Origin of the sequence: Micromonospora sp. WMMD882 (genome assembly GCF_027497255.1) — a bacterium.
GTDB lineage: Bacteria > Actinomycetota > Actinomycetes > Mycobacteriales > Micromonosporaceae > Micromonospora.
The window spans coordinates 201242-222541 of the sequence record NZ_CP114903.1 but is presented as its reverse complement, the minus strand read 5'-3'; the positions used below and the strand labels follow the sequence as shown (position 1 = coordinate 222541).

Below are 21300 nucleotides of genomic sequence, written 5' to 3'. Positions count from 1 at the left end.
CGGGCAGGCCGTCATCGCCGGCCGGGCACGGGCAGGCCGTCATCGCCGGCCGGGCACGGGCAGGCCGTCATCGCCGGCGGGCGTCGCCGCTAGCGGCAGGCGTCGTCAGGGCCGGCAGGCGTCGCCGCTACCGACGGGCGTCGCCATGGTTGGCAGGCGTGGGTCTGCGCGGGCGTTGTCGTCAGCGATGGCCCTCCGGGCGCTGCCGCCAACGGTCCTCCAGCCGGTCGAACAGTGACGACCGCCGGCCGCTGCCACGTCCACCGCCCCGGGAACGGCGACGGGCGCTGCCGCCACCGGCGCTGGTGGTGCCACCCACCACGTGCAGGTCGGGTGACTGCGCCCGGCGGTGCGACTGCACCGCGAACGCCGCCGAGGCCAACATCACCACGAAACCCGCCACCGCGAGTGGCGGAGTCTTGATCACCGCACCGTAGACCAAAAGGGCCAGACCAGCGATGATCAGCCCAGCAGCGACGAGCAGACGACGCCGCGCATGGAAACGCGGGTCGCTGGCGCGCACGGCCGAGGCGAATTTGGGGTCCTCGGCAAGCGACCGCTCGATCTGCTCGAACAGCCGCTGCTCGTGCTCCGAGAGCGGCACGGCACTCCTCCCCGGTCACGTTGGTCGGCCCGCTCGGACCGACAGACCGTGGCAGCCAACCGACTGCTTACCCGCCAGTCTACGAGGGGCCCCGCGCGTCGGAAAGCGGGACGACCTATGGCCGGGGTGGATTTTCACGTCGACGGCCGTCTCGGCACTCCAGAAGACTGGCCGGACCTATGACGGACCGCCCGAAACGGGCAGCCGCCGCGTCCGCCGCCGCCTCCGCCTCGCGCCACCCGCGCTCCGGCTCGCCCAGCGCCAACTGCCGCGGCGTGGCTCCGGCGTCGCTGAGCCCCTCGGCACGCACCCCGACCAGACGGACCGGCTGCGCGGGGCCGAGAGCGGAGTAGAGCGCCCAGACCGTGTCGAACATCTCCCGGGCCACGTCTGTCGGGACGCCGACCGTGCGGGCCCGGCTGAGCGTGGTGAAATCGGCCAACCGCACCTTGAGCGACACCGTGCGGCCCACCTGGCCGGCCCGGCGCAGCCGGACGCCGACCTTCTCGGCCAGGGCCAGCAGCGCCCGACGGATCTCCTGCGGGTCGGTGACGTCGGTGTCGAACGTGACCTCCGCCCCGATCGACTTCTCGACGTGCTCGGGGCTGACCCGCCGGGGGTCCCGCCCGTGGGCCAGCTCCCGCAGGTGCGCGGCGGCGGCCTCGCCGACGGCCCGGCGGAGCATGCCCGGCGGCGCCTCGGCGAGATCGCCGACGGTGGTCAGACCGAGGCGGCGCAGCGTCTCGGCGGACCGGTCACCGACCCCCCACAGGGCGGCCACCGGCAACGGACGCAGGAACTCCAGCACCCGGGCCGCGGGGACGACGAGCAGCCCGTCGGGTTTGGCCCGGGTCGAGCCGAGCTTGGCCACGAACTTCGTCGACGCCACCCCGACCGAGCAGGTCAGCTCCTGCTCGCGGGCCACCCGGTCGCGGATCGACCGGGCGATCTCGGCGGGCCGGCCGAACAGCCGCCGCGCGCCCGCCACGTCGAGGAACGCCTCGTCCAACGAGAGCGGCTCGACCAGCGGGGTGACGTCCCGGAAGATCCGCATCACCGCCTCGGAGGCGGCCCGGTAGGCGGCGAAGTCCGGCGGGAGGAACACCGCGTGCGGGCAGAGCGACCGGGCCCGCGCGGTCGGCATGGCGCTACGGACGCCGTACCGGCGGGCGGGGTAGCTGGCCGAGGAGACCACGCCGCGCGGGCCGACCCCGCCGACCACGACAGGCCGGCCGCGCAGCTCGGGGCGGCGGCGGACCTCGACCGAGGCGAAGAACGCGTCCATGTCGACGTGCAGGATCGGACAGCCGGTGTCGTCGGAGTCCGGGCCGAAACGCGGATCACCGCCGCGCGGCAACGACTGACTACGACCCATCCCCGCAGGCTAACCGCCGGGTACGACAGTCAGCCCCGGACCGCCGGCGGCGCGACGGTCGTCAGGCCGGCGGCGGCACGGGCGCGTCGGCGGGCCCCTCCCCCGCCGGTCGGCGGGCGAACAGGTGCAACTGGGCGGCCAGGTCACGGTACGGCGGACGCCCGGCGAGCGCCCGTTCCAGCTCCACCAGGGCGGCCGGCGCGCCGTCCGCGACCGCCGCCGGGAGCAGGTCGGCCAGGACGCGTACCCCGTGGGTCTCCTCGACGGTGAGGCCGGCGGCGCCCAGCAGCGCGGCGGCGCTGTCGGCGTCGTAGCGTCGACGCAGCGTGTCCCGGGGCCCGGCGGCCCCGGCCGGGTCGGCGGCGAGCGCGGCGGCGGCGGTGAGGTGGCCGTTCATGGCCCGACCGAGCACCGCGGCGGCCCGCCCGGCGACCAGGACGCTCACCGCGCCGCCGGGGCGCAGCACGGCCGTCAACGCGGCCACCACGGGCGTCGGGTCGTCCACCACCTCCAGGACGGCGTGGCAGAGCGCCAGGTCGACGCTGCCCGGCGGGACCAGCCCGGCGAGCGCGTCGGCGTCGCCCTGCACGGCGTGCACCCGGTCGCCGACGCCGGCTTCGGCGGCCCGGCGGGTCAGCGCGGCGAGCGCGTCCGGGCTGGCGTCGACCACGGTCACCCGGTGCCCGGCCCGGGCGAGCGGGACGGCGAACCCGCCGGTGCCGCCGCCAACGTCCAGCACGGTCAGCTCCGCGTCGCCGCGACGTGCCAGCTCGGCGCGGAGCACCGACCAGATGACGGCGGTACGGGGGGTCAGTGGCGGCCCGGCGAACCGACCTCGTGTCTGCTCCACCCGGTCGAGCCTAGTCACGCCCAGTCGTCGGGCGCTGCCGGGAGGGCACCGCCGGACGCGGGGCGCTGCCGGGAGGGCACCGCCGGACGCGGGACCCTCCCGGTCAGGCTCAGGCGGCGGTGGCCCCGGCCGGAGCGACGTCGTCCTTCGCGCGCGCCCGCCGGGCGTTCGCCACCGGCCCGTCGACGAGGTGGTACTCACGCGGCTCGTCGTGGTGGCTGGGCGCCCAGCCCGCGCCCAACCGGGTCCGTCGGTCGTTGGCGACTGCCTGGTACGCGTGGCGGATCGTCATTGGTCCCCCTCGTGGAAGAGATCGGCGGCCGGGGTTTCTCCACGGCTCGCCAAGGGCAAACGCGTCACGGCCGGTCTGTTCTTCCCGTCACATCCGTTGTCCGTCTCACATCGCGTCCGGTCTCCCAGTCCGGTCTCCCGACGGGTTTGCCCGGGGGACGGCGGTGCGGCACCCTCAGCGGGTGCTGTTGCTGATCATCGCCTTCGGGGTCGTGCTGCTCGGCTCGTTCGCCCAGACGGTCAGCGGCTTCGGGTACGCGATGGTCACCGTGCCGTTGCTGACCGCCGCCACCGATCCGGTCACCGCCGTGGTGGTGACCGCGCTCACCGACATCGGGCTGACGCTGACCGCCACCGCCCGCGACCGGGCGCACGTCCGGTGGCGGACCGCCGGGGTGCTGACCGGCGCCGCGCTGCTCGGCCTCCCGGTCGGCCTGCTGGTCCTCGCCACCTTTCCGGAGCGCCTGCTCAGCGCCGTGATCGCGGTGGTGGTGACGGGCTGCGTCGCGCTGGTCTGGTCCGGTATCCGGATCCGCGCCGGCGCGCTCGGGCTCGGCGCGGTGGGGGCGCTCGTCGGCGTGCTCACCACCGCCACCGGCACCAACGGGCCGCCGCTGGTCGCCGCGTTCCACTCCCTCGGGTACGACCCGCGGACCTTCCGGGCCACCCTCGCCGCGATCTTCTCCGGGGTGGGTCTGGTCGCGCTGGCCGGGTTCGCCGCCATCGGCCGGATCGACGCGCAGGCGCTGCGGCTGAGCCTGGTCGCCCTGCCGGCGGTGCCGCTGGGCTGGTGGCTGGGGAACCTCGTCTTCGACCGGCTCAGCCCGACGGTGTTCCGCCGGATCGTCCTGCTCGGACTGCTGGGCAGCGCGGGCGTCGCGCTGGCCGCCGCCACGGCCTGACCGCCGGTCCGGGGCGGGTCCCGCCCCGGACCGGCGGTCCCGCCCCAGATCCTGGAGAACGGGCTCTTCCCGGCTCGCGACGCCCCCACTTCACGGAACTGCCGCGCCGGTGACCGCTCCGGGCGGTGGGCCTGGTCGACGGTGGCCTGGTCAGCGGAAGTCGCGGGAGGTGGGGGTTACCGGGGCGTCGACCGGGTCGAGGCGGTCGGCGGTGAGGCTGGTGACCCCCTCGTGCCGGCGCAGGACGCCCCGGACCAGCAGGGCGGCGCTGGTCTTCGCCACCCGCCGGTGCCGTTGCCACAGCCCCGGCGAGCAGGTGACGTTGAGCATGCCGGTCTCGTCCTCCAGGTTCAGGAAGGTCACCCCGCCGGCCGTCGCCGGCCGCTGCCGGTGGGTAACGATTCCGCCGACCCGGACCCGCCGACCCGGCTCGACCCGGCCGAGCCGGGCGATCGGCAGCGCGCCGAGGGCCTCCAGCCGCTCCCGCAGGAACCGGGCCGGGTGGCTCTCCGGGGAGAGTCCGGTCGCCCACACGTCGGCGACCAGGCGGTCCAGCGCGTCCATGCCGGGCAGGGTGGGGGCGGTCGCGCCGGTGACCGTGCCGGGCAGCCGGTCGGGTCGCTCCTGGGCCGCCGCGCCGGCCGCCCACAGCGCCTCCCGCCGGGTCAGCCCGAAGCAGGCGAAGGCGTCCGCGGTGGCCAGCGCCTCCAGGTGCGCGGCGGTGAGACCCACCCGCCGGGCCAGGTCCGGCATGTCCCGGTACGGCCCACGCGCCGCCCGTTCGGCCTCGATCCGCTCGGCCACCCCGTCGCCGAGGGTGCGCACCCCCGACAGGCCCAGCCGGACGGCCGGGCCGCCCAGTCCCCAGGCGTGCGGCGGCTCGCCCGGCCCGCTCCCCCACCGGGTGGCCGGGGTGGCCTCCAGGGTGGCCTGCGCGCCGCTGGCGTTGACGTCCGGACGGCGTACCTCGACCCCGTGCCGGCGGGCGTCCTCGACCAGGGTCTGCGGCGAGTAGAACCCCATCGGTTGCGCGTTGAGCAGGGCGGCCAGGAACGGGCCCGGGTGGTAGCGCTTCAGCCAGGAGCTGGCGTACACCAGGTAGGCGAAGCTCATCGCGTGGCTCTCCGGGAAGCCGTAGCTGGCGAAGGCGGAGAGCTTGCGGTAGACGTCGTCGGCCAGCTCGCCGGTGATGCCGCGCTCGGCCATCCCGGCGTAGAGCCGGTCGGCGATCCGGGCCATCCGCTCCGCCGAGCGTTTCGCCCCCATCGCCCGGCGCAGCTGGTCTGCCCCGGCCGCGTCGAACCCGGCCAGGTCGATGGCGAGTTGCATCAACTGCTCCTGGAACAGCGGCACGCCGAGGGTCTTCTCCAGGGCGTTGCGCATCAACGGATGCGGGTACGTGACCGGCTCCTGGCCGTTACGCCGCCGGATGTACGGGTGCACCGAGCCGCCCTGGATCGGGCCGGGACGGATCAACGCCACCTCCACCACCAGGTCGTAGAACTCGCGGGGCTTCAGCCTCGGCAGGGTGGCCATCTGGGCCCGGCTCTCCACCTGGAACACCCCCACCGAGTCGGCCCGGCAGAGCATGTCGTACACCTCGGGGTCGTCCAGCGACATGTCGCCCAGGTCGAGGGTCGCGCCGATCAGGTCGTACCCGAGGTGCAGGGCCGACAGCATGCCCAGCCCGAGCAGGTCGAACTTGACCAGGCCGACGGCGGCGCAGTCGTCCTTGTCCCACTGGAGGACGCTGCGGCCGGGCATCCGCCCCCACTCCACCGGGCACACCTCGATCACCGGCCGGTCGCAGATCACCATGCCGCCGGAGTGGATGCCCAGGTGCCGGGGAAAGGTCTGGAGCTCGTTGGCGTACGCGACCACCTGCTCGGGGATCTCCTCGACGTCGACCGCGGCGACCGTGCCCCACCTGTCGATCTGTTTGCTCCAGGCGTCCTGCTGGCCGGTGGAGTAGCCGAACGCCTTCGCCACGTCCCGCACCGCCGAGCGGGGCCGGTACGAGACGACGTTGGCGACCTGGGCGGTGTGCTCCCGGCCGTACCGGGCGTAGACGTGCTGGATGACCTCCTCGCGCCGGCCGGACTCGATGTCCACGTCGATGTCGGGCGGGCCGTCGCGTTCCGGGGCGAGGAACCGCTCGAACAGCAGCCGGTGCCGGACGGCGTCCACGTTGGTGATCCGCAGCGCGTAACAGACCGCCGAGTTGGCCGCCGACCCCCGGCCCTGGCAGTAGATGCCCTGCTCGCGGCAGAACGCGACGATGTCGTAGACCACCAGGAAGTAGCCGGGGAAGCCCAGCGCCTCGATCATGCCCAGCTCGTGGTCGAGCTGCGCGTACGCCTCGGGGTGCGCCTCCGGCGGGCCGTAGCGTTCCCGCGCGCCCCGCGCGGTGAGCTGCCGCAGCCAGCTCATCTCGGTGTGCCCGGCCGGCACCGGGTACGCCGGCAGCCTCGGCGCGACGAGTTGGAGGTCGAAGGCCAGCTCCCGGCCGAACTCGGCGGCCCGGGCCACCGCCCCCGGGTAGCCGGCGAACCGGGCCGCCATCTCCGCGCCGCCGCGCAGGTGCGCCGTGCCGGCGGCGGGCAGCCAGCCGTCGATCTCGTCCAGGCTGCGCCGGGCCCGGACGGCGGCCAACGCGGTGGCCAGCCGACGCCGCCCCGGCGTCGCGTAGTGCACGTTGTTCGTGGCGACCGTGGGCAGCCCGGCGGCGGCGGCCAGCTCGGCGAGCGCGTCGTTGCGGTCGGCGTCGACCGGGTGCCCGTGGTCGGTCAGCTCCACCGCGACCGTCTCCGCGCCGAACAGGGCGGTCAGCCGGTCCAGCTCCCGGGCGGCGGCGGCGACGCCGGCGGTGAGCAGCGCCGCCGGCACGTGCCCCTTGCGGCAGCCGGTGAGCACCAGCACGTGGTCGCGCAGCTCCTCGGCGACCTGCTCCAGCTCACCGTAGACCGGGCGGCCCTTCTCGCCGCCGCGCAACTGGGCCCGGGAGATGGTGGCGGCCAGCCGGGCGTACCCCTCGGGGCCGTGCGCGAGCAGCAGCAGGTGCGCGCCGAGCGGGTCCGGCTCGCCGCCCTGCGGGCCGGGCAGGTCGAGGGAGAGCTCCGCGCCGACCACGGTGGGCAACCGCAGCGCGCGGGCCGCCTCGGCGAACCGGACCACCCCGTAGAAGCCGTCGTGGTCGGTGACGGCCAGCGCGGTGAGCCCGAGCCGGGCCGCCTCCTCGGCCAGCTCCTCCGGGTGGCTGGCCCCGTCGAGGAAGCTGAAGTTGGTGTGCGCGTGCAGCTCGGCGTACGGCACGACGTCGCCGGGGCGGGACAGCTCGGGTGGCGTGTAGCCGGGACGGCTACGGGTCCAGGCCGGGGCGTCCCCGCCGTCGGCGTCGACCGTGAGCGGGTCCACCACGTGCAGGTGCCGCCGCCCGTCGCCGGGCCGTCCGGAGAGCACCTGCTCCAGCTCCCGCCACGGCACCCCGGGATTGTGGAAACTCACCGCCGCGCCCCGCTTCCCGGGATGGTCGTGACCCCGACCGGCTCAGTCATAGATCGCCTCCAGCAACCACCGGCCGGACTCGACGGCCAGCAGCAGGGCGGTGCCGTCGGCCAGGCCGACCTGGAACCGGGCCCGCCGGCAGGCCTCGGCCGGCGCCCACCAGCGTTCGTCGACCGGCCAGGGCCCCGCCCAGCCGACGATCTCCGCCGGCGCGGCGGCGCCGACGGCCAGCCGGGCCGGCGGCGCGGTGAGCTGGAGGCGGGCGCTGACCCCGACCGGCTCGCCGGCGGCGTCGCACACCGTCGCGGCCAGCGGCGCGGGCAGCACCACGGCCGGCGCGGGCGGCGGCAGCCGCCCCGGCCAGGGCGGCGACGGCGGGGACGCCCGGCTCCGCGCCGACCCGGACGACCCTCCGACCCCGGACGGCGCGGACGGGGACAGCCGCCCCGGCCCGGATGACGCGACCGACGGCGGCTGGTCGACGGCGGGCCGGGCGGCGTCGACGGCAGGTCGGGAGTGGTCGGCGACGGGCCGGGCGGGCTCGATGACGGGCCGGGAGGGGTCGGCGACGGGCCGGGCGGCGTCGACGGCGGGCCGGGAGGGGTCGGCGGCGGGCCGGGAGGGGTCGGCGGCGGGCCGGGAGGGGTCGGCGGCGGGCCGGGAGGGGTCGGCGGCGGGCCGGGAGGGGTCGGCGGCGGGCCGGGAGGGGTCGGCGGCGGGCCGGGAGGGGTCGGCGGCGGGCCAACGCGGGTCGCCGGGGCGCGCCGGGAGGCGTTCGTCGCCCCACGGCACCAGGCGCGTCTGGTCGGCGGGCGAACGGCCGCCGCCGAGCACCGCGGTCACCACCGACTCCGGGCCGAGCAGGCCCTGCACCCGGCTCAGCGCCCGGTGCGCCCGGTCCCGTTCCTCGCCGGTGGATCCCCAGAGACCGGGTTGCAGGCCGGCCTGGGCGAGCACCCCGTCGGGGATCAGCCGCAACCGGATGATGCCGGCGGTCGGGCGGGCCGGTCGGGTGCTCCCGGGGCGGCCGGCGACGCCGGTGAGCCAGCCGTCGAGCTGCCAGCGGAGCCGGTCGGCGATGGCGGCGGCGGTGAGCAGCCCGTCGTGCCGCCAGACCCGGTGCAGCTCCTGGCCGTGCGCGGTGACCGCCTCCACGCCGAGCCGGGTGCAGGCCAGGCCGTACCCGGTCAACCGGTCGTGCAGCCGCTCGGCCAGCACCCGGGCGGCGAACGCGGCGGCGTCGACCCGGTCGAGCGGCTCGTCGTAGTCGGCGCGGACGGTCAGGTCGGCGGGCGGCTGCCGGACGGCGAGCGGCCGGTCGTCCCGCCCGGCGGCCAGCCGGTGGGCCAGGGCCGCGTCGAACCCGAACCGGGCCAGCACGTCCCCGACGGGCAGCCCGGCGAAGTCACCAAGCGTCCGGATACCGAGCCGGCGTAGCAGATCGACCAGGGCGGGACGGCCGAGCGCCCCGACCGGCAGCGCGGCCAGGAACCCCGGTGTGCCGCCCGGCGGCACCACCCGGCCGGTACGCGCGGCCAGCCCGGCGGCGAAGACACCGTCGGCGACGCCGACCTGGCTCTCCACCGCGCACTCCTGGGCGACGTGCTCGATGATCCGCTCGGCCGCCGCCTCCTCACCGCCGAAGTACCGGGCCGGGCCGCGGACCGCCACCGCGCAGACCCCGGGCCGGACCACCTCCACCCCGGCGGCCAGCTCCTCGACCGCGGCCACCACCGGCTCGAAGGCCCGGGCGTCCCGGGCCGGGTCGTAGTCGACCACAGCCAGGTCGGGGCAGCGCCCCTGTGCCTCCCGTTTGCGCAGGCCACGACGGACCCCGTCGGCGCGGGCCCGCGCCGAGCAGGCGACCACCCGGTTGGCGCGCAGGACGGCGACCGGCCCGACGGCGGGCACCCCGTCGACGATCTCGGCGGCGATCACCGGCCAGTCCGGGCACCAGAGCAGCAGGGTCCGGGTCATGCCGGCCCGACCAGGGCCAACGCGGCCCGTCGGGGCGCCCCGACGGCGGGGCGGGCGGCTGTCGCCGCCCGGGGAACGATCCGGGTGAGGTCGTCACCGGGCAGCCAGACGGTGACCTCCTTCGGGCGGGCCGCCGCGCCCCGCCCCCGCGCGGAGACGGTGACCTCGCGTCGCCGGAGCCGGCCCCGCCCCGGCCCGAGGCCCTCCCACGCCCCGCGGACCACCTGCAACGTGACGTCCGCGCCCGCCCACCGGCCGTACGGGACGAGCACGCAGCCGCGCTGCCGGGCGCGGGCGGCCAGCCGACTGGCGACCGAGGCGGAGACCGTGCCCGGGACCGCGACGACCACCACGTCCACCCCGTCGATCAGGGCGGCGACCACGGTGGCCCACTCCGGGCCGGGATGGGGCACCAGGGCGAGCCGGTCCAGGGCGAGACCGGCCTCGGCCGCCGCGCCGGCCCCGAAGGTCGGCACTCCCACCACGGCGCACCAGGAGCCGGCCCGGGACGCCTCGGCGAGCAGCGCCAGCATCAGGGACGTCCCGCCGCCCCGCCGGGGTCGACCGGTGGCGACCGAGATCGTGCTGCCCCGGCGCAGCCCCCGGTGGGGCAGCAGCCCGGTCAGCTCGGAGCGGACCGGCAGCACCCGGTCGACGCCCGCCGGGTCAGGCGCGCTCGCCGGCCGGACCAGCCCGGCCAGCGCGGCGGAGCCGACCACCATACGGCCCGCCATGGACAGCTCCCCGTCGTGTCGTCGTACCTGGATCACGTGTCGTCGTACCGGAATCGGTGGTGAGTGGCCGGGACGGGCCCGACGGGCGCGGCGCGGTCAGGCGGCGAGCCCGTCGAGGGCCGGCTGGTGCGGCAGGCCGAGCGTCGTCTCCACCACCAGGACGAACTGCTCGGCGGCCCGGAGCAGGTCGTCGGCCTCGCGGGCGGTGACCACCCGGGGGATGCCGGCCTCGGCGGCGGCCCGCCGGCCGGCGCCGGCGGCGAAGAAGGTCGCCCACTCGCCCAACTCGGGGGCGACGCCGGTGAGCAGGACCCAGACGCTGGTGATCCGGTTACGCCGGGCGGGGGCGGGCCGGGCCCGGGCGGCCAGCAGGGCCGCCGCCGCGCGCAGCGCCGCGAGGTGGGCGGCGGCGTAACGCAGCCCGTCGGGACGGGTCTGGGCGGCCTCGACCAGGCCGCGGCGGGCCACGGCGAGCAACTGGGTGGGGGTGCGGTGCGGCAGCATGTGCGCGGGCACCGTGGGTGCCGGTGCCGGATGGGACGGCATGGGACTGTCTCCTCCGCGTCGCCGGGACGGCCGCGTGACCCGGAACGGATCTGGGGATCCACCCGGAGACACCGCCGCTGGTCTGGTGGTGCGGAGGAAGACGCACCCGGTGCGGCCGGCCGGGTGTGGACGCTTCCCCACACCACACCCGGCCGGCGTGACCGGCGGGTTCGTCGCCCGCCGCCCGGGGGTCGTGGGCGGCGGGCGACGAACCCGCCTGACGGGACCGGGCTCGCGACTGCCCGGCGCCCGGTGCGGTCCGCGGAACCGCACCTCGCTGGGAGTGGAGCCGCGAAACACCCTCCCAGGCTGGGTGGGAACCGGCGTCCGATCTATCGAACACCCGTTCTAACCACTGCTGACAGTACACCCTGCCGCCGGGAAAAACGCAACGTGTGACCTGGCCCGTCGACTCGATACCCTCACCGGCGTGATCTCTCCCCGCCCCGCCCTCGGCATCGTCATGGTGCTCGCCTCAGGGGCGCTCTTCGCGGTCAACGGCACCGTCTCCAAGCTGGTGCTCCGCGCCGGCGTCGACGCGCCACAGCTCACCCTGCTGCGGGCGATCGGGGCGTTCGGCGTCCTGCTGGCGCTGAGCCTGCTGCTGCGCCCCGGGCCGCGTCGGCTGCGGGTCACCGCCCGGCAGATCCCGCTGCTGGTCGGGTACGGGCTGACCGGCTTCTTCCTGGTGCCGATGCTCTACTTCGTCGCCATCTCCCGACTGCCGGTCGGCATCGGCCTGCTCTTCGAGTACTCCGCTCCGCTGCTGGTCGCCCTCTGGGCCCGCTTCGGCCAACGGCAGCCGGTGCGCTCCCGGCTCTGGGCCGGGCTGGCGTTGAGCCTGGTCGGTCTGGCCTGCGTCGCCGAGGTCTGGGGCGATCCGAAGCTCGACGGCCTCGGCGTGCTGGCCGGGCTCGGCGCGGCGCTCTTCCTCGCGCTGTACTACCTGCTCGGCGCGCGCGGGGTCGAGAAGCGGGACACCGTCTCGCTCTGCACCTGGGCGTTCGGGGCCGCCGCGGTGGCCGGCCTGCTCACCCGGGTGGTCACCGGGGTCGGCGACTGGACGCCGCTCGGCGACTCCAGTCAGGGCGTGCCCGTGGTGGCGCTGCTCGGGTACGTGGTGCTGCTCGGCTCGGTGGCGCCGTACCTGCTGGTGGCCGGGGCGATGCGGCACCTGCCGGCGACGAGCGTCGGGATCGTCGGCATGGTCGAGCCGGTGCTCGCCTCGGCGGTGGCCTGGGTGGCCCTGGGCGCGACCGAGGCCCTCAACCCCGCCCAGCTCACCGGCGGCGCTTTGGTGCTGGTCGGGGTGGCCCTGGCCGAGACCGCCCGGGTCGCCCCCGCCGGGACGGCTCACCCCGCGCCGCCCGAGGTGGTGGGACCGGTCCCCTCCCGGACCTGAGCGCGCCAAGCGTGCCCGGGGGTGCCCCGCCGAGGCGGACCAGGAACAATGGCCGGCATGCGACCACATCCCACCGTACGGGCGACGCCTGGCGCGCACAGCGCCGTCGAGGCGACCGTCGGGGTGGCGTGACCGGGGCGACCACCGGCCCGGAGCGCGTGCCCGAGCTGGTCACCCTGCACGTCTGGCGGGTGCGCCGGGCCGACCTGCCCCGGGTGCTGCCCCGGATGGCGTTCGGCCCGCGCCGGCTGCGCGCCACCGACGGCGTACGTTTCGGCAAGCTGCTCGGCACCGGCACGGGCGTCGGTTTCGGCCCGGACGACGTCGACCCGACCCGCTGGGCGGCGCTGACCGTGTGGGAGTCGGCGGACGCGGCGGCCGGCTTCGACGACGCACCGGTCGGTCGGTCCTGGGCCCGGCTGGCCCGGTCCGCCGTCCGGCTCGACCTGCGGCCGGTGGCCAGCCGGGGCGAGTGGTCCGGGCGGCGGCCCTTCGGCGACCCGGCGGGCGGTCGGGTGGCCGGGCCGGTGCTGGCGCTGACCCGGGCCCGGCTGCGGCCCCGCCGGGCGGTCACCTTCTGGCGGGCGGTCCCCCCGGTGGCCGCCGCGCTGCGGGAGGCGCCGGGCCTGCTGGCCCGGTTCGGGGTCGGCGAGGCCCCGCTCGGTTGGCAGGGCACGGTCAGTCTGTGGCGTGACCCGGCGAGCCTGGTCGCGTTCGCGTACCGTCACCCCGAGCACCGGGCCGCGATCGCCCGCACCCCTGCCGAGAGCTGGTACGCGGAGGAGCTGTTCGCCCGGTTCGAGGTGACCGCCGTGGTCGGTGACCGGACGGTGCTGGGCTGGACCGCTGACGGCGACACGGAGACGGTGGAAGGCGGACGCGCATGAGGTTGGTGCGGTGGACACCGGACGATCTCGTCCGGCGGTTGGACGACGTGGTCGCCGTCTACGGCGAGGCGATGGGGTACCGCCCGGACCTGCTGGAGTCCCGGCGCGGCTACATCGCCACCCACGTCCGCCGGCCGGGCTTCCGCGCGGTCGCCAGCCTGACCCGGGACGGCCACCTGGCCGGTTTCGGGTACGGCTACCTCGGCATGCCCGGCCAGTGGTGGCACGACCAGGTCGCCCGGGCCCTCGCCCCGGCGCAGCGCCGGATCTGGCTCACCGACTGCTTCGAGGTGGTGGAGCTGCACGTCCGGCCGACCGCCCAGGGGCACGGCCTCGGCGCGGGGCAGCTCCGGGCGCTGCTCACCATGGCCGAGGGGGGCACCACCCTGCTGTCCACGCCGGAGGCCGACGAGCAGCGTTCCCGCGCCTGGCGGCTCTACCGCCGGTTCGGCTTCGTCGACCTGCTGCGTGACTTCCACTTCCCGGGCGACGAACGCGCGTTCGGCGTGCTCGGCCGGACCCTCCCGCTGCCCCCGCCGAGCACCACCCCGCCGCCCGCCGGCGCCGCGCCCGCCAGCGCCACCCGCGCCACCGCCGACCCGGCCAGCGCCACCGCCGACCCGGCCAGCGCCACCGCCGACCCGGCCAGCGCCACCGCCGACCCGGCCAGCGCCGCCACCGCCGGGCCGCCGGCGGTCGCCGGGCCGCCAGCGTCGTGACCGGCGAACGGCCCGCCGGCGTCGACCCGCGCCGTCCCGCCCCGGCCGCCGCCCACCCCCGTGGGTACACGGCGCTGGCCCGCCGTACGCCCTGGGCGTTGTTCGCGGCGCTGGTGCTCGCGCAGATCGGCTACCCGTTGACCGGCGGGGGCGCCCGAGCCGCGCTGACCGTGGCCACGGTCGTCCTCGGGTACCTCCTCTCGGTGAGCCACGCCCTGCTCACCCGGGGGCCCCGGACGGCGGCGGCGCTGGTCGCGGTCGCCACCGGCGGCGGCTTCGCGATCGAGGCGCTGGGGGTGGCGACCGGTTTCCCGTTCGGCACCTACGACTACTCCGGCGAGCTGGGGCCGAAGCTCGCCGGAGTGCCGCTGGTCATCCCCCTGGCCTGGACCTGGATGGCCTGGCCGGCGTGGCTCACCGCGGTCCGGCTGGTCCGCCCCGGCGTCGGGCGGATCGCGCTGGCCGCCGTCGGCCTGGCCGCCTGGGATCTCTTCCTCGATCCGCAGATGGTCGCCGAGGGGTACTGGCGTTGGCGTGACGCCGTCCCGGCCCTGCCCGGCCTGCCCGGCATCCCGGTCACCAACTATCTCGGCTGGCTGCTGTTCGGGGTGCTGCTGACGAGCCTGCTGCGTCCGCTGGCCGGTCCGGCCGTCGCCGGGACCGGCCCCGCCGACCAGCCGATGTACGCGCTGTACCTGTGGACGTACTTCTCCAGCGTGCTCGCCCACGCGGTCTTCCTCGACCTGCCCGCCTCGGCGCTGTGGGGGGCGGCCGGCATGGCGGTAGCGGCGGCGCCGCTGACCGTCACCCTGCTGCGCGGCGCCCTCCGACGCCGGAGCGACGACCGGCACGACGGCGACCCCCGACACGACGGCGGGAACGGCCGGGACGACGGCAGCCGCCGGGGCGGGGACGGCGGCCCGGGACCGCAGACCCGGCCGGTGGACACCACGGCATGACCGCGACGGTCGCCGGCGCGCTGGCCGTCCTGGCCGTGCTCGGCGCGCTGACCGGGCACACCCTGGTCAACGCGGGTCGGTGGCTGCGCCGCCCCACCACGCGCCCGGCCGACGTCACCGAGCCGGTGGCGGCGCTGCTGCCGCTGCGCGACGAGGCGGCCCGGGTCACCCCGTGCCTGCGGGCGCTGCTGGCCCAGCGCGGCGTGCCCGGCCTGCGGATCGTGGTGCTCGACGACGGCTCCGGCGACGGCACCGCCGACGTGGTGCGCGCCGTGGCCGGCGGCGACCCCCGGGTCACCCTGCTGACCGGGGCGGACGCCCTGCCGCCGGGTTGGCTGGGCAAGCCGCACGCCTGCCACCAGCTCGCCCGGCGGGCCGATCCGGCGGCCGGGGTCCTGGTCTTCGTCGACGCCGACGTGGTCCTCGCCCCGTACGCGGTGGCCTCGGCCGTGGCCGAGCTGCGCGCCGCCCGGGTGACGCTGCTGTCGCCGTACCCGAGGATCCTGGTGGCGACGGCGGCCGACCGGCTGGCGCAGCCGCTGTTGCAGTGGTTGTGGTTGACCTTCCTGCCGCTGCGGGCGATGGAGCGCTCGACGCGGCCGTCGCTGGCCGCCGCCGGCGGGCAGTTCCTGGTGGTGGACCGGGCCGGGTACGACGCGGCCGGCGGGCACGCCGCGGTGCGGGACCGGGTGCTGGAGGACGTCGAGCTGGCCCGTGCGGTCAAGCGGGCCGGCGGACGGATCGCCCTGGCCGACGGCTCCCGGCTGGCCGCCTGCCGGATGTACGAGGACTGGCCGCAACTGCGGGACGGCTACACCAAGTCGCTGTGGGCCTCGTTCGGGCATCCGGCCGCGGCGGCGGCCGTGCTCGCCCTGCTGGGCCTGCTCTACGTCGCGCCGGTGGTGGTCGCGGTCGCCGCCCTGGTCGCCGGGGCGACGCCGCTGGCGCTGCTCGGGTTCGCCGGCTACCTGCTCGGCGTGGCCGGGCGGGTGGTCACCGCCCGGGCGACCGGCGGTCGGTGGTGGCCCGACGCGCTCGCCCACCCCGCGTCGGTCGTGGTCCTCGGTTGGCTGACTATCCGGTCGTACCATCTGCGAAAGCGACGCCGCCTCTCCTGGCGCGGTCGCCCGGTCGGCTAGGAGGGCTCGCCATGGCTCGGGTTGTGGTCGTCGGCGCCGGGGTCGGTGGGCTGGCCGCCGCCGCCCGGCTGGCCGCCGCGGGACACGAGGTCACCCTCTTCGAACGCGCCGACACGGTCGGCGGCAAGCTCGGCCGGCACGTGCGCGACACCCCGGCCGGCGCGTTCCACTTCGACACCGGGCCGAGCCTGCTCACCCTCCCCGAGGTGTTCACCGAGCTGTTCGAGGCCACCGGCGCGAAACTCGACGAGTACCTCGACGTGGTCCCGCTCGACCCGATCGTCCGGCACGTCTTCCCGGCGGGTGACCCGGCCGGGGCCCGCGCCGGGGTCGCCCTGGACTCCTGCGCCGACCCGGTGGAGTTCGCCGAGCGGATCGGCGCGGCGTTCGGTGAACGTGCCGCCGCCGACTGGCGGGGCCTGTGGCGGCGCGCCGGCCGGGTCTGGGACGCCTCCTGGCGGGACATCCTGCGCCGGCCGATCGACTCGCCCCGGGACCTGGCGTCGCTGGCCTGGCGGCTGGGCGACCTCGCCGCGATCGCGCCCGGCCGTACCCTGCGCGGGCTGGGCCGGCGGCACCTGGGCGACCCGCGGCTGCGGATGCTGCTCGACCGGTACGCCACCTACACCGGCGCGGACCCGCGTCGCGCCCCGGCCGCGCTGGTCGCCGTCCCCTACGCCGAGCTGGCCTTCGGGGGCTGGTACCTGCGCGGCGGGCTGGGCACGCTCGCCGACGCGCTGCTGTCCCGCTGCCTGGACCTGGGCGTGGTGGTGCAGACCGGCGTCACGGTCACCCGGATCGACGCGGCCGGCGGCCGGGTCCACGGGGTACGCCTCGACGGCGTCGCCGCGCCCGTCCCCGCCGACGTGGTGGTGGCGAACGTGGACGCGCTGACCCTCTACCGGGACCTGCTGCCCAGCCCGGGCCGGCTGGCCGGGCTCGCCGACCGCAGCCTGGCCGGGTTCGTGCTGCTGCTCGGGGTGCGCGGCACGACCGGGGCGGCCCATCACACGGTCTTCTTCCCCGACGACTACGACGCCGAGTTCGACGCGGTGTTCGGCGACCCGGGGCGGGGGGTACGGGCCCGTCCGGCCGCCGACCCGACGGTCTTCGTCACCGTGGCCGACGACCCGTTGGTGCGCCCCGTCGACCACGAGGCGTGGTTCGTGCTGGTCAACGCGGCCCGGCACGGCGCCGCCGCGACGGCGGTGGACTGGCGTCGGCCGGGGCTCGCCGAGGCGTACGCGGACCGGATCCTCGACGTGCTCGCCGAACGCGGCGTCGACGTACGGGACCGGCTGCTGTTCCGGGAGATCCACACCCCCGCCGACCTGGCCGCCGCCACCGCCGCCCCGGGCGGGGCGATCTACGGGACGGCCGGCGGGCTGCTCCGGCCGGCGAACCGTGCCCCGGCGCACGGGGTGCACCTGGTGGGCGGCTCCACCCACCCGGGCGGCGGCCTGCCCATGGTCACCCTCTCCGCCCGCATCGTCGCCGACCGGGTCGGCCCGGCCTGACCTCGCCCGGGCTGATCCCCTGGCGCGCCGCCGCCCGCTCAGTGGCGCGCGCAGCAGGGCACGGCGGACGGCGGCTCAGTCGGCGTGCAGCAGGGCACGGCGGACGACGGCTCAGTCGGCGTGCAGCAGGGCACGGCGGACGGCGGCCAGGAGCTGCCCCAGCCCGAACCCGGCCAGCAGCACCCAGACGGCGGTGGCCAGGGTGACGGCGCCGGCGGTCAGCTCGGGGCGGATCAGCCCGGCCAGCCCGGCCACCAGCAGCCCGACCAGCGCCACGCTCACCCGGGTGGGCCGCTCCCCCACGGTGACCGCGCCGATCTCCCGCATGCCGGCGGAGACCGCGCGGGCGCGGACGTACTCGTGCAGCCAGGACAACGCCCCGCCGGCCACCACCAGCGCGCCCGGCGCTCCCAGCAGCCAGAACGCCAGTAGCCAGGCGATCTCGCCGAGCCGGTCGGCCACCGAGTCGTAGACGTAGCCGAGCCGGGTGGTGCGACCGGTGACGACCGCGACCGCGCCGTCCACGCTGTCCGCCACCGAGGCGAGCAGGACGAAGAACGCGCCGAGGAACGGGCCGTCGCCGGGACGGGTGGCCAGCAGCGGCACGCAGAAGCAGAGCAGCACCCCGGCGACGGTCACCGCGGTCGGGCCGACCCGCAGCCGGCCCAGCACGAAACCGACGTGGTAGGCGAACCGCAGCCAGCCGCGTACCACCGGGGCCGCCACCCGGGGATCGAAGCCACCGTGCAGCCGGGCCCAGGCGGTCGCGTAGTCGTCCCAGTTCAGCTGTGTGCCCACCACGGATCAACCGTAGGAGGCCGGGTCAGGTGTCGCGTCGCCGCCCTCACGCCCGCGCGCCGACCTGGAGGTTCTGCCAGACCTCACGGGTCGCGGTGGACCGGTTCAGGGTGATGAAGTGGATGCCCGGCACGCCCTCGTCGAGCAGCCGGCGGCACATCTCGCTGGCCTGCTCGATGCCGAGCCGGCGGACGGCCTCCGGGTCGTCGCCGACCCGCGCGAACCGCTCGGCCAGCGCGGCCGGGAAGGGCGCGCCGGAGAGCTGCTCGGAACGGGCGATGGTGGCGAGCTGGGTGACCGGCATCACCCCGGGCACGATGGGCGTGTCGCAGCCCGCCGCGGCCACCCGGTCCCGCAGGCGGAGGTACTCGTCGGCGTCGAAGAACATCTGGGTGATCGCGAAGTCGGCCCCGGCCCGGCACTTGCGGACGAAGTGCGCGGTGTCGGCGGCGACGTCCGGCGAACGCGGGTGGCGGTACGGGAAGGCGGCCACCCCGACGCTGAAGTCGCCGGCGTCACGGATCAGCCGGACCAGCTCCTCGGCGTACTGGATGCCCTCGGGGTGCGGCACCCACTCGGCGGTGGGGTCGCCGGGCGGGTCGCCGCGCACGGCCAGCACGTTGCGCACCCCCACGCCGGCCAGCCGGCCGATCACGTGCCGCAGCTCGGCGACGGAGTGGTTGACCGCGGTCAGGTGCGCCATCGGCAGCAGGGTGGTCTCCGTGGCGACCCGTTCGGTCACCGCCACGGTGGTGTCCCGGGTCGTGCCGCCGGCGCCGTAGGTGATCGACACGAACGACGGACGCAGCGACTCCAGCTCGCGGATGGCCTGCCAGAGCAGGGTCTCGCCCTGCGCTGTCTTCGGCGGGAAGAACTCGAACGAGAAGGTCGGCCGGGGGTCACGGATCAGCTCCCCGATCGACGGGCGGGACCGGGGGAGAACCGAGGGTAGACCGAGCGCCACTCCCCGACTCTACCGTCCGGTGGCCGCCGCGCCAGCCCGCTGCCGTGCGCACGGTGGAACACCGGTCGAGATCCGGACGAGCCGCCGGGGCGCGTCGGGACCGACCGTCGTGGTCCGGAACCACCGGACCCGTCCGGTTTCGCGGCGTCCGTTCCGGCGTGCCGCGCCCCAGGTGGTGCGGCGTCCGGGCCGCCGACCCGCTAGCGTCGTGGCGTGACCCACGCCGCGCCCGTCTCCCCCGTCGACCGCGCCGACCTGCGGCAGCGCGTCGACAAGGCCCTGACCGGATTCCTCGCCACCCAGCGCGGCTGGTTGACCGGGGTCGACGAGGCGCTGACGCCGGTCGCCGAGGCGCTGGAGGCGTTCGTGCTGCGCGGCGGCAAACGGCTGCGGCCCGCGTTCGCGTACTGGGGTTACCGGGGCGCCGGCGGGGTCGACTCCGACCAGGTCGTCGCCACCCTGGCGGCGCTGGAGTTCGTGCAGGCCAGCGCGTTGATCCACGACGACCTGATGGACCGCTCCGACACCCGGCGCGGCGAGCCGGCGGTGCACCGGCGGTTCGCCTCCCGGCACCGGGCCGCCGGCTGGACGGGCAACGCGGACGGCTTCGGGGACGCCGCGGCGATCCTGCTCGGCGACCTCTGCCTGGTCTGGTCGGACGAGCTGCTGCACGGCGCGGGGCTGGACGCCCGGACGGTCGCCCGGGCCCGACCGGTCTTCGACGAGATGCGCACCGAGGTCACCGTCGGGCAGTACCTCGACGTGCTGACCCAGGCCACCGGTGACACCTCCCTGGAGCGGGCCGGCAAGGTGGCCCGGTACAAGTCGGCGAAGTACACCGTCGAGCGGCCGTTGCTGCTGGGCGCCGCGCTGGCCGAGGCGTCCGCGGAGGTCCAGGCGGCCTATTCGGCGTACGGGTTGCCGCTGGGCGAGGCGTTCCAGCTCCGCGACGACGTGCTGGGGGTCTTCGGCGACCCGAAGCAGACCGGCAAGCCGGCCGGCGACGACCTGCGGGAGGGGAAGCGGACCTACCTGGTGGCGGCGGCGGTGGCCGGCGCCGACGAGGTGGGACGCGACCTGGTGGGCCGGCTGCTCGGCGCCCCGGACCTGGACGAGGCGGGGATCGAGCGGCTCCGCGAGGTGATCGCGGCGAGCGGGGCGCTGGCGCGCACCGAGGAGCGGATCGCCCGCCTCACCGAGACCGCGCTGGCCGCGCTGGCCACGGCGGACCTGGAGACCGAGGCCCGGCAGGCCCTGGTCGACCTGGCCATCGCCGCCACCCGCCGCGCCGACTGACCCCGGGCCCCTACCCTGCGTCCCTGCTGCCGCGTCCGGCGCGGCGGCGCAGCAGGCGGAGCAGCGGGCTGTGCTCGCCGGCGGTCGGGGTGGGCTGGACGCCGCGCCGACCCAGCCAGACCCAGACCGACAGGGTCAGCAGCACCAGCGCGAACCCGAAGACCAGATCCTCCACCGGCGCGTACGCCAGTCGGACGCCGATGATCGCCGACGGGTCGTACCGGACGATGTCCCGGCCGGTGAGGATCCCGTTGGAGATCAACTGGAAGAAGATGATGATCGGATAGGTGGCCCAGAAGACCGGGCGCAGCACCAGCCGGGTACGCAGGACGAACAGGTCGACCAGGAGAGCACAGGCGGCGCCGAGCAACGCGGCGGCGGTGTACGTCATACCGCCCGCTCCCGGGCGGAAGCGTCGACGGGACCGGCGGCGTCGGGCCGGGCCGGGCCGGCGGCAGCCGCAGGACCGGCCGGGCCGGTGGCATCGGGGCCGACCTGACCGGCGGGCGGCTCGTCGCCCGCCGGCCAGCGGTTGACCGCGCGCACCGCCTCGAAACCGAGAATGGCGCAGAACGGCACGACGACGAAGAAGAGCAGCTCGTCCAGCGGGAGGTCACCGGGGAGGAGCACGCCGGTGGTCTGCTCCGGGTCGAAGGTCCAGTGCCCGGCCGCGATCGCCGCGACGTCCCAGAGCGTGAAGACCACCACCACCGGCGCCAGGGTCAGCAGCAGGCGACGCCAGCGCCGCAGCACGTTGACCCGCAGCACCGGCTCCAGCCAGAGCGCGCAGACCAGACAGCCGAGCAGCACCCCGAGGTAGGCGAACTGTCGCACGG

Annotated in this window: 18 protein-coding genes and 2 pseudogenes; 8 read left to right on the top strand and 12 right to left on the bottom strand. The window is 76.6% G+C overall.

Features of this window, described 5'->3' with window-relative positions; translation table 11 throughout:
• Positions 1–181: 181 nt before the first annotated feature.
• The 4 genes from O7606_RS00965 to O7606_RS00950 form a co-directional block, all read right to left on the bottom strand.
• Positions 182–604, bottom strand: a complete 423-nt coding sequence (locus O7606_RS00965) for a DUF3040 domain-containing protein (RefSeq protein ID WP_281597077.1) — start codon at positions 602–604, stop codon at positions 182–184.
• A gap of 115 nt (positions 605–719) precedes the next feature.
• Positions 720–1979 (bottom strand): DNA polymerase IV, encoded by a 1260-nt coding sequence (locus tag O7606_RS00960; RefSeq protein WP_281597076.1) that lies wholly within the window; start codon positions 1977–1979, stop codon positions 720–722.
• Positions 1980–2040: 61 nt separating this feature from the next.
• Positions 2041–2847 carry a methyltransferase domain-containing protein gene (locus tag O7606_RS00955; protein WP_281597075.1) on the bottom strand — a complete coding sequence of 269 codons (807 nt, stop codon included), beginning with the start codon at positions 2845–2847 and terminating at the stop codon, positions 2041–2043.
• Between the two features lie 91 nt (positions 2848–2938).
• The gene (locus O7606_RS00950) at positions 2939–3121 is read right to left on the bottom strand and encodes a hypothetical protein (protein WP_281597074.1); all 183 of its coding nucleotides are present in this window, start codon (positions 3119–3121) and stop codon (positions 2939–2941) included.
• Positions 3122–3302: 181 nt separating this feature from the next.
• Between O7606_RS00950 and O7606_RS00945 the strand changes: the two genes are divergently transcribed.
• On the top strand, positions 3303–4022 hold the full coding sequence (locus O7606_RS00945; RefSeq protein WP_281597073.1) for a sulfite exporter TauE/SafE family protein: 720 nt from the start codon (positions 3303–3305) through the stop codon (positions 4020–4022).
• 150 nt (positions 4023–4172) lie between these two features.
• Here O7606_RS00945 and O7606_RS00940 read toward each other — a convergent pair whose 3' ends face one another.
• The 4 genes from O7606_RS00940 to O7606_RS00925 form a co-directional block, all read right to left on the bottom strand.
• Positions 4173–7526, bottom strand: a complete 3354-nt coding sequence (locus tag O7606_RS00940) for an error-prone DNA polymerase (RefSeq protein ID WP_281597072.1) — start codon at positions 7524–7526, stop codon at positions 4173–4175.
• A 42-nt stretch (positions 7527–7568) separates the two neighbouring features.
• Positions 7569–9503, bottom strand: coding sequence for a DNA polymerase Y family protein (locus O7606_RS00935; RefSeq protein WP_281597071.1), 1935 nt, complete (start codon positions 9501–9503; stop codon positions 7569–7571).
• Complete coding sequence (locus O7606_RS00930) at positions 9500–10237, bottom strand: hypothetical protein (protein ID WP_281597070.1); 738 nt, start codon at positions 10235–10237, stop codon at positions 9500–9502. Before O7606_RS00930 ends, O7606_RS00935 begins: the two co-directional genes overlap by 4 nt.
• Before the next feature lie 96 nt (positions 10238–10333).
• Positions 10334–10783, bottom strand: a complete 450-nt coding sequence (locus O7606_RS00925) for an SAV_6107 family HEPN domain-containing protein (RefSeq protein ID WP_281597069.1) — start codon at positions 10781–10783, stop codon at positions 10334–10336.
• A 430-nt stretch (positions 10784–11213) separates the two neighbouring features.
• Here O7606_RS00925 and O7606_RS00920 point away from each other — a divergent pair, with 430 nt between their 5' ends.
• The 6 genes and pseudogenes from O7606_RS00920 to crtI all read left to right on the top strand — a co-directional run bounded on the left by O7606_RS00920 (position 11214) and on the right by crtI (position 17406).
• The gene (locus tag O7606_RS00920; RefSeq protein WP_281597068.1) at positions 11214–12185 is read left to right on the top strand and encodes an EamA family transporter; all 972 of its coding nucleotides are present in this window, start codon (positions 11214–11216) and stop codon (positions 12183–12185) included.
• A gap of 128 nt (positions 12186–12313) precedes the next feature.
• Positions 12314–13072 (top strand): monooxygenase, encoded by a 759-nt coding sequence (locus O7606_RS00915; protein ID WP_281597067.1) that lies wholly within the window; start codon positions 12314–12316, stop codon positions 13070–13072.
• Positions 13069–13614: pseudogene (locus O7606_RS00910) on the top strand (GNAT family N-acetyltransferase); the annotation flags it as partial. The gene O7606_RS00915 and the pseudogene O7606_RS00910, both read left to right, overlap by 4 nt.
• A 251-nt stretch (positions 13615–13865) precedes the next feature.
• Positions 13866–14630: pseudogene (locus O7606_RS00905) on the top strand (carotenoid biosynthesis protein); the annotation flags it as partial.
• Positions 14631–14746: 116 nt separating this feature from the next.
• A complete protein-coding gene (locus O7606_RS00900; RefSeq protein WP_281597066.1) occupies positions 14747–15889 on the top strand; it encodes a glycosyltransferase family 2 protein in 1143 nt (380 codons plus the stop codon).
• Between the two features lie 11 nt (positions 15890–15900).
• Positions 15901–17406, top strand: a complete 1506-nt coding sequence (gene crtI / locus O7606_RS00895; RefSeq protein ID WP_281597065.1) for a phytoene desaturase family protein — start codon at positions 15901–15903, stop codon at positions 17404–17406.
• A gap of 111 nt (positions 17407–17517) precedes the next feature.
• On the opposite strand, the gene O7606_RS00890 is transcribed toward crtI, so the two are convergent.
• Both O7606_RS00890 and metF read right to left on the bottom strand, forming a co-directional pair.
• A complete protein-coding gene (locus O7606_RS00890; protein ID WP_281597064.1) occupies positions 17518–18207 on the bottom strand; it encodes a CDP-alcohol phosphatidyltransferase family protein in 690 nt (229 codons plus the stop codon).
• Positions 18208–18250: 43 nt separating this feature from the next.
• Positions 18251–19168, bottom strand: coding sequence for a methylenetetrahydrofolate reductase [NAD(P)H] (gene metF / locus O7606_RS00885; RefSeq protein WP_281597063.1), 918 nt, complete (start codon positions 19166–19168; stop codon positions 18251–18253).
• Positions 19169–19381: 213 nt separating this feature from the next.
• Here metF and O7606_RS00880 point away from each other — a divergent pair, with 213 nt between their 5' ends.
• On the top strand, positions 19382–20464 hold the full coding sequence (locus O7606_RS00880) for a polyprenyl synthetase family protein (RefSeq protein WP_281597062.1): 1083 nt from the start codon (positions 19382–19384) through the stop codon (positions 20462–20464).
• Positions 20465–20474: 10 nt separating this feature from the next.
• Here O7606_RS00880 and O7606_RS00875 read toward each other — a convergent pair whose 3' ends face one another.
• Positions 20475–20855, bottom strand: a complete 381-nt coding sequence (locus tag O7606_RS00875) for a lycopene cyclase domain-containing protein (RefSeq protein ID WP_281597061.1) — start codon at positions 20853–20855, stop codon at positions 20475–20477.
• Complete coding sequence (locus tag O7606_RS00870) at positions 20852–21298, bottom strand: lycopene cyclase domain-containing protein (protein WP_281597060.1); 447 nt, start codon at positions 21296–21298, stop codon at positions 20852–20854. The genes O7606_RS00875 and O7606_RS00870 overlap by 4 nt, the downstream gene beginning before the upstream one ends.
• Positions 21299–21300 lie beyond the last annotated feature (2 nt).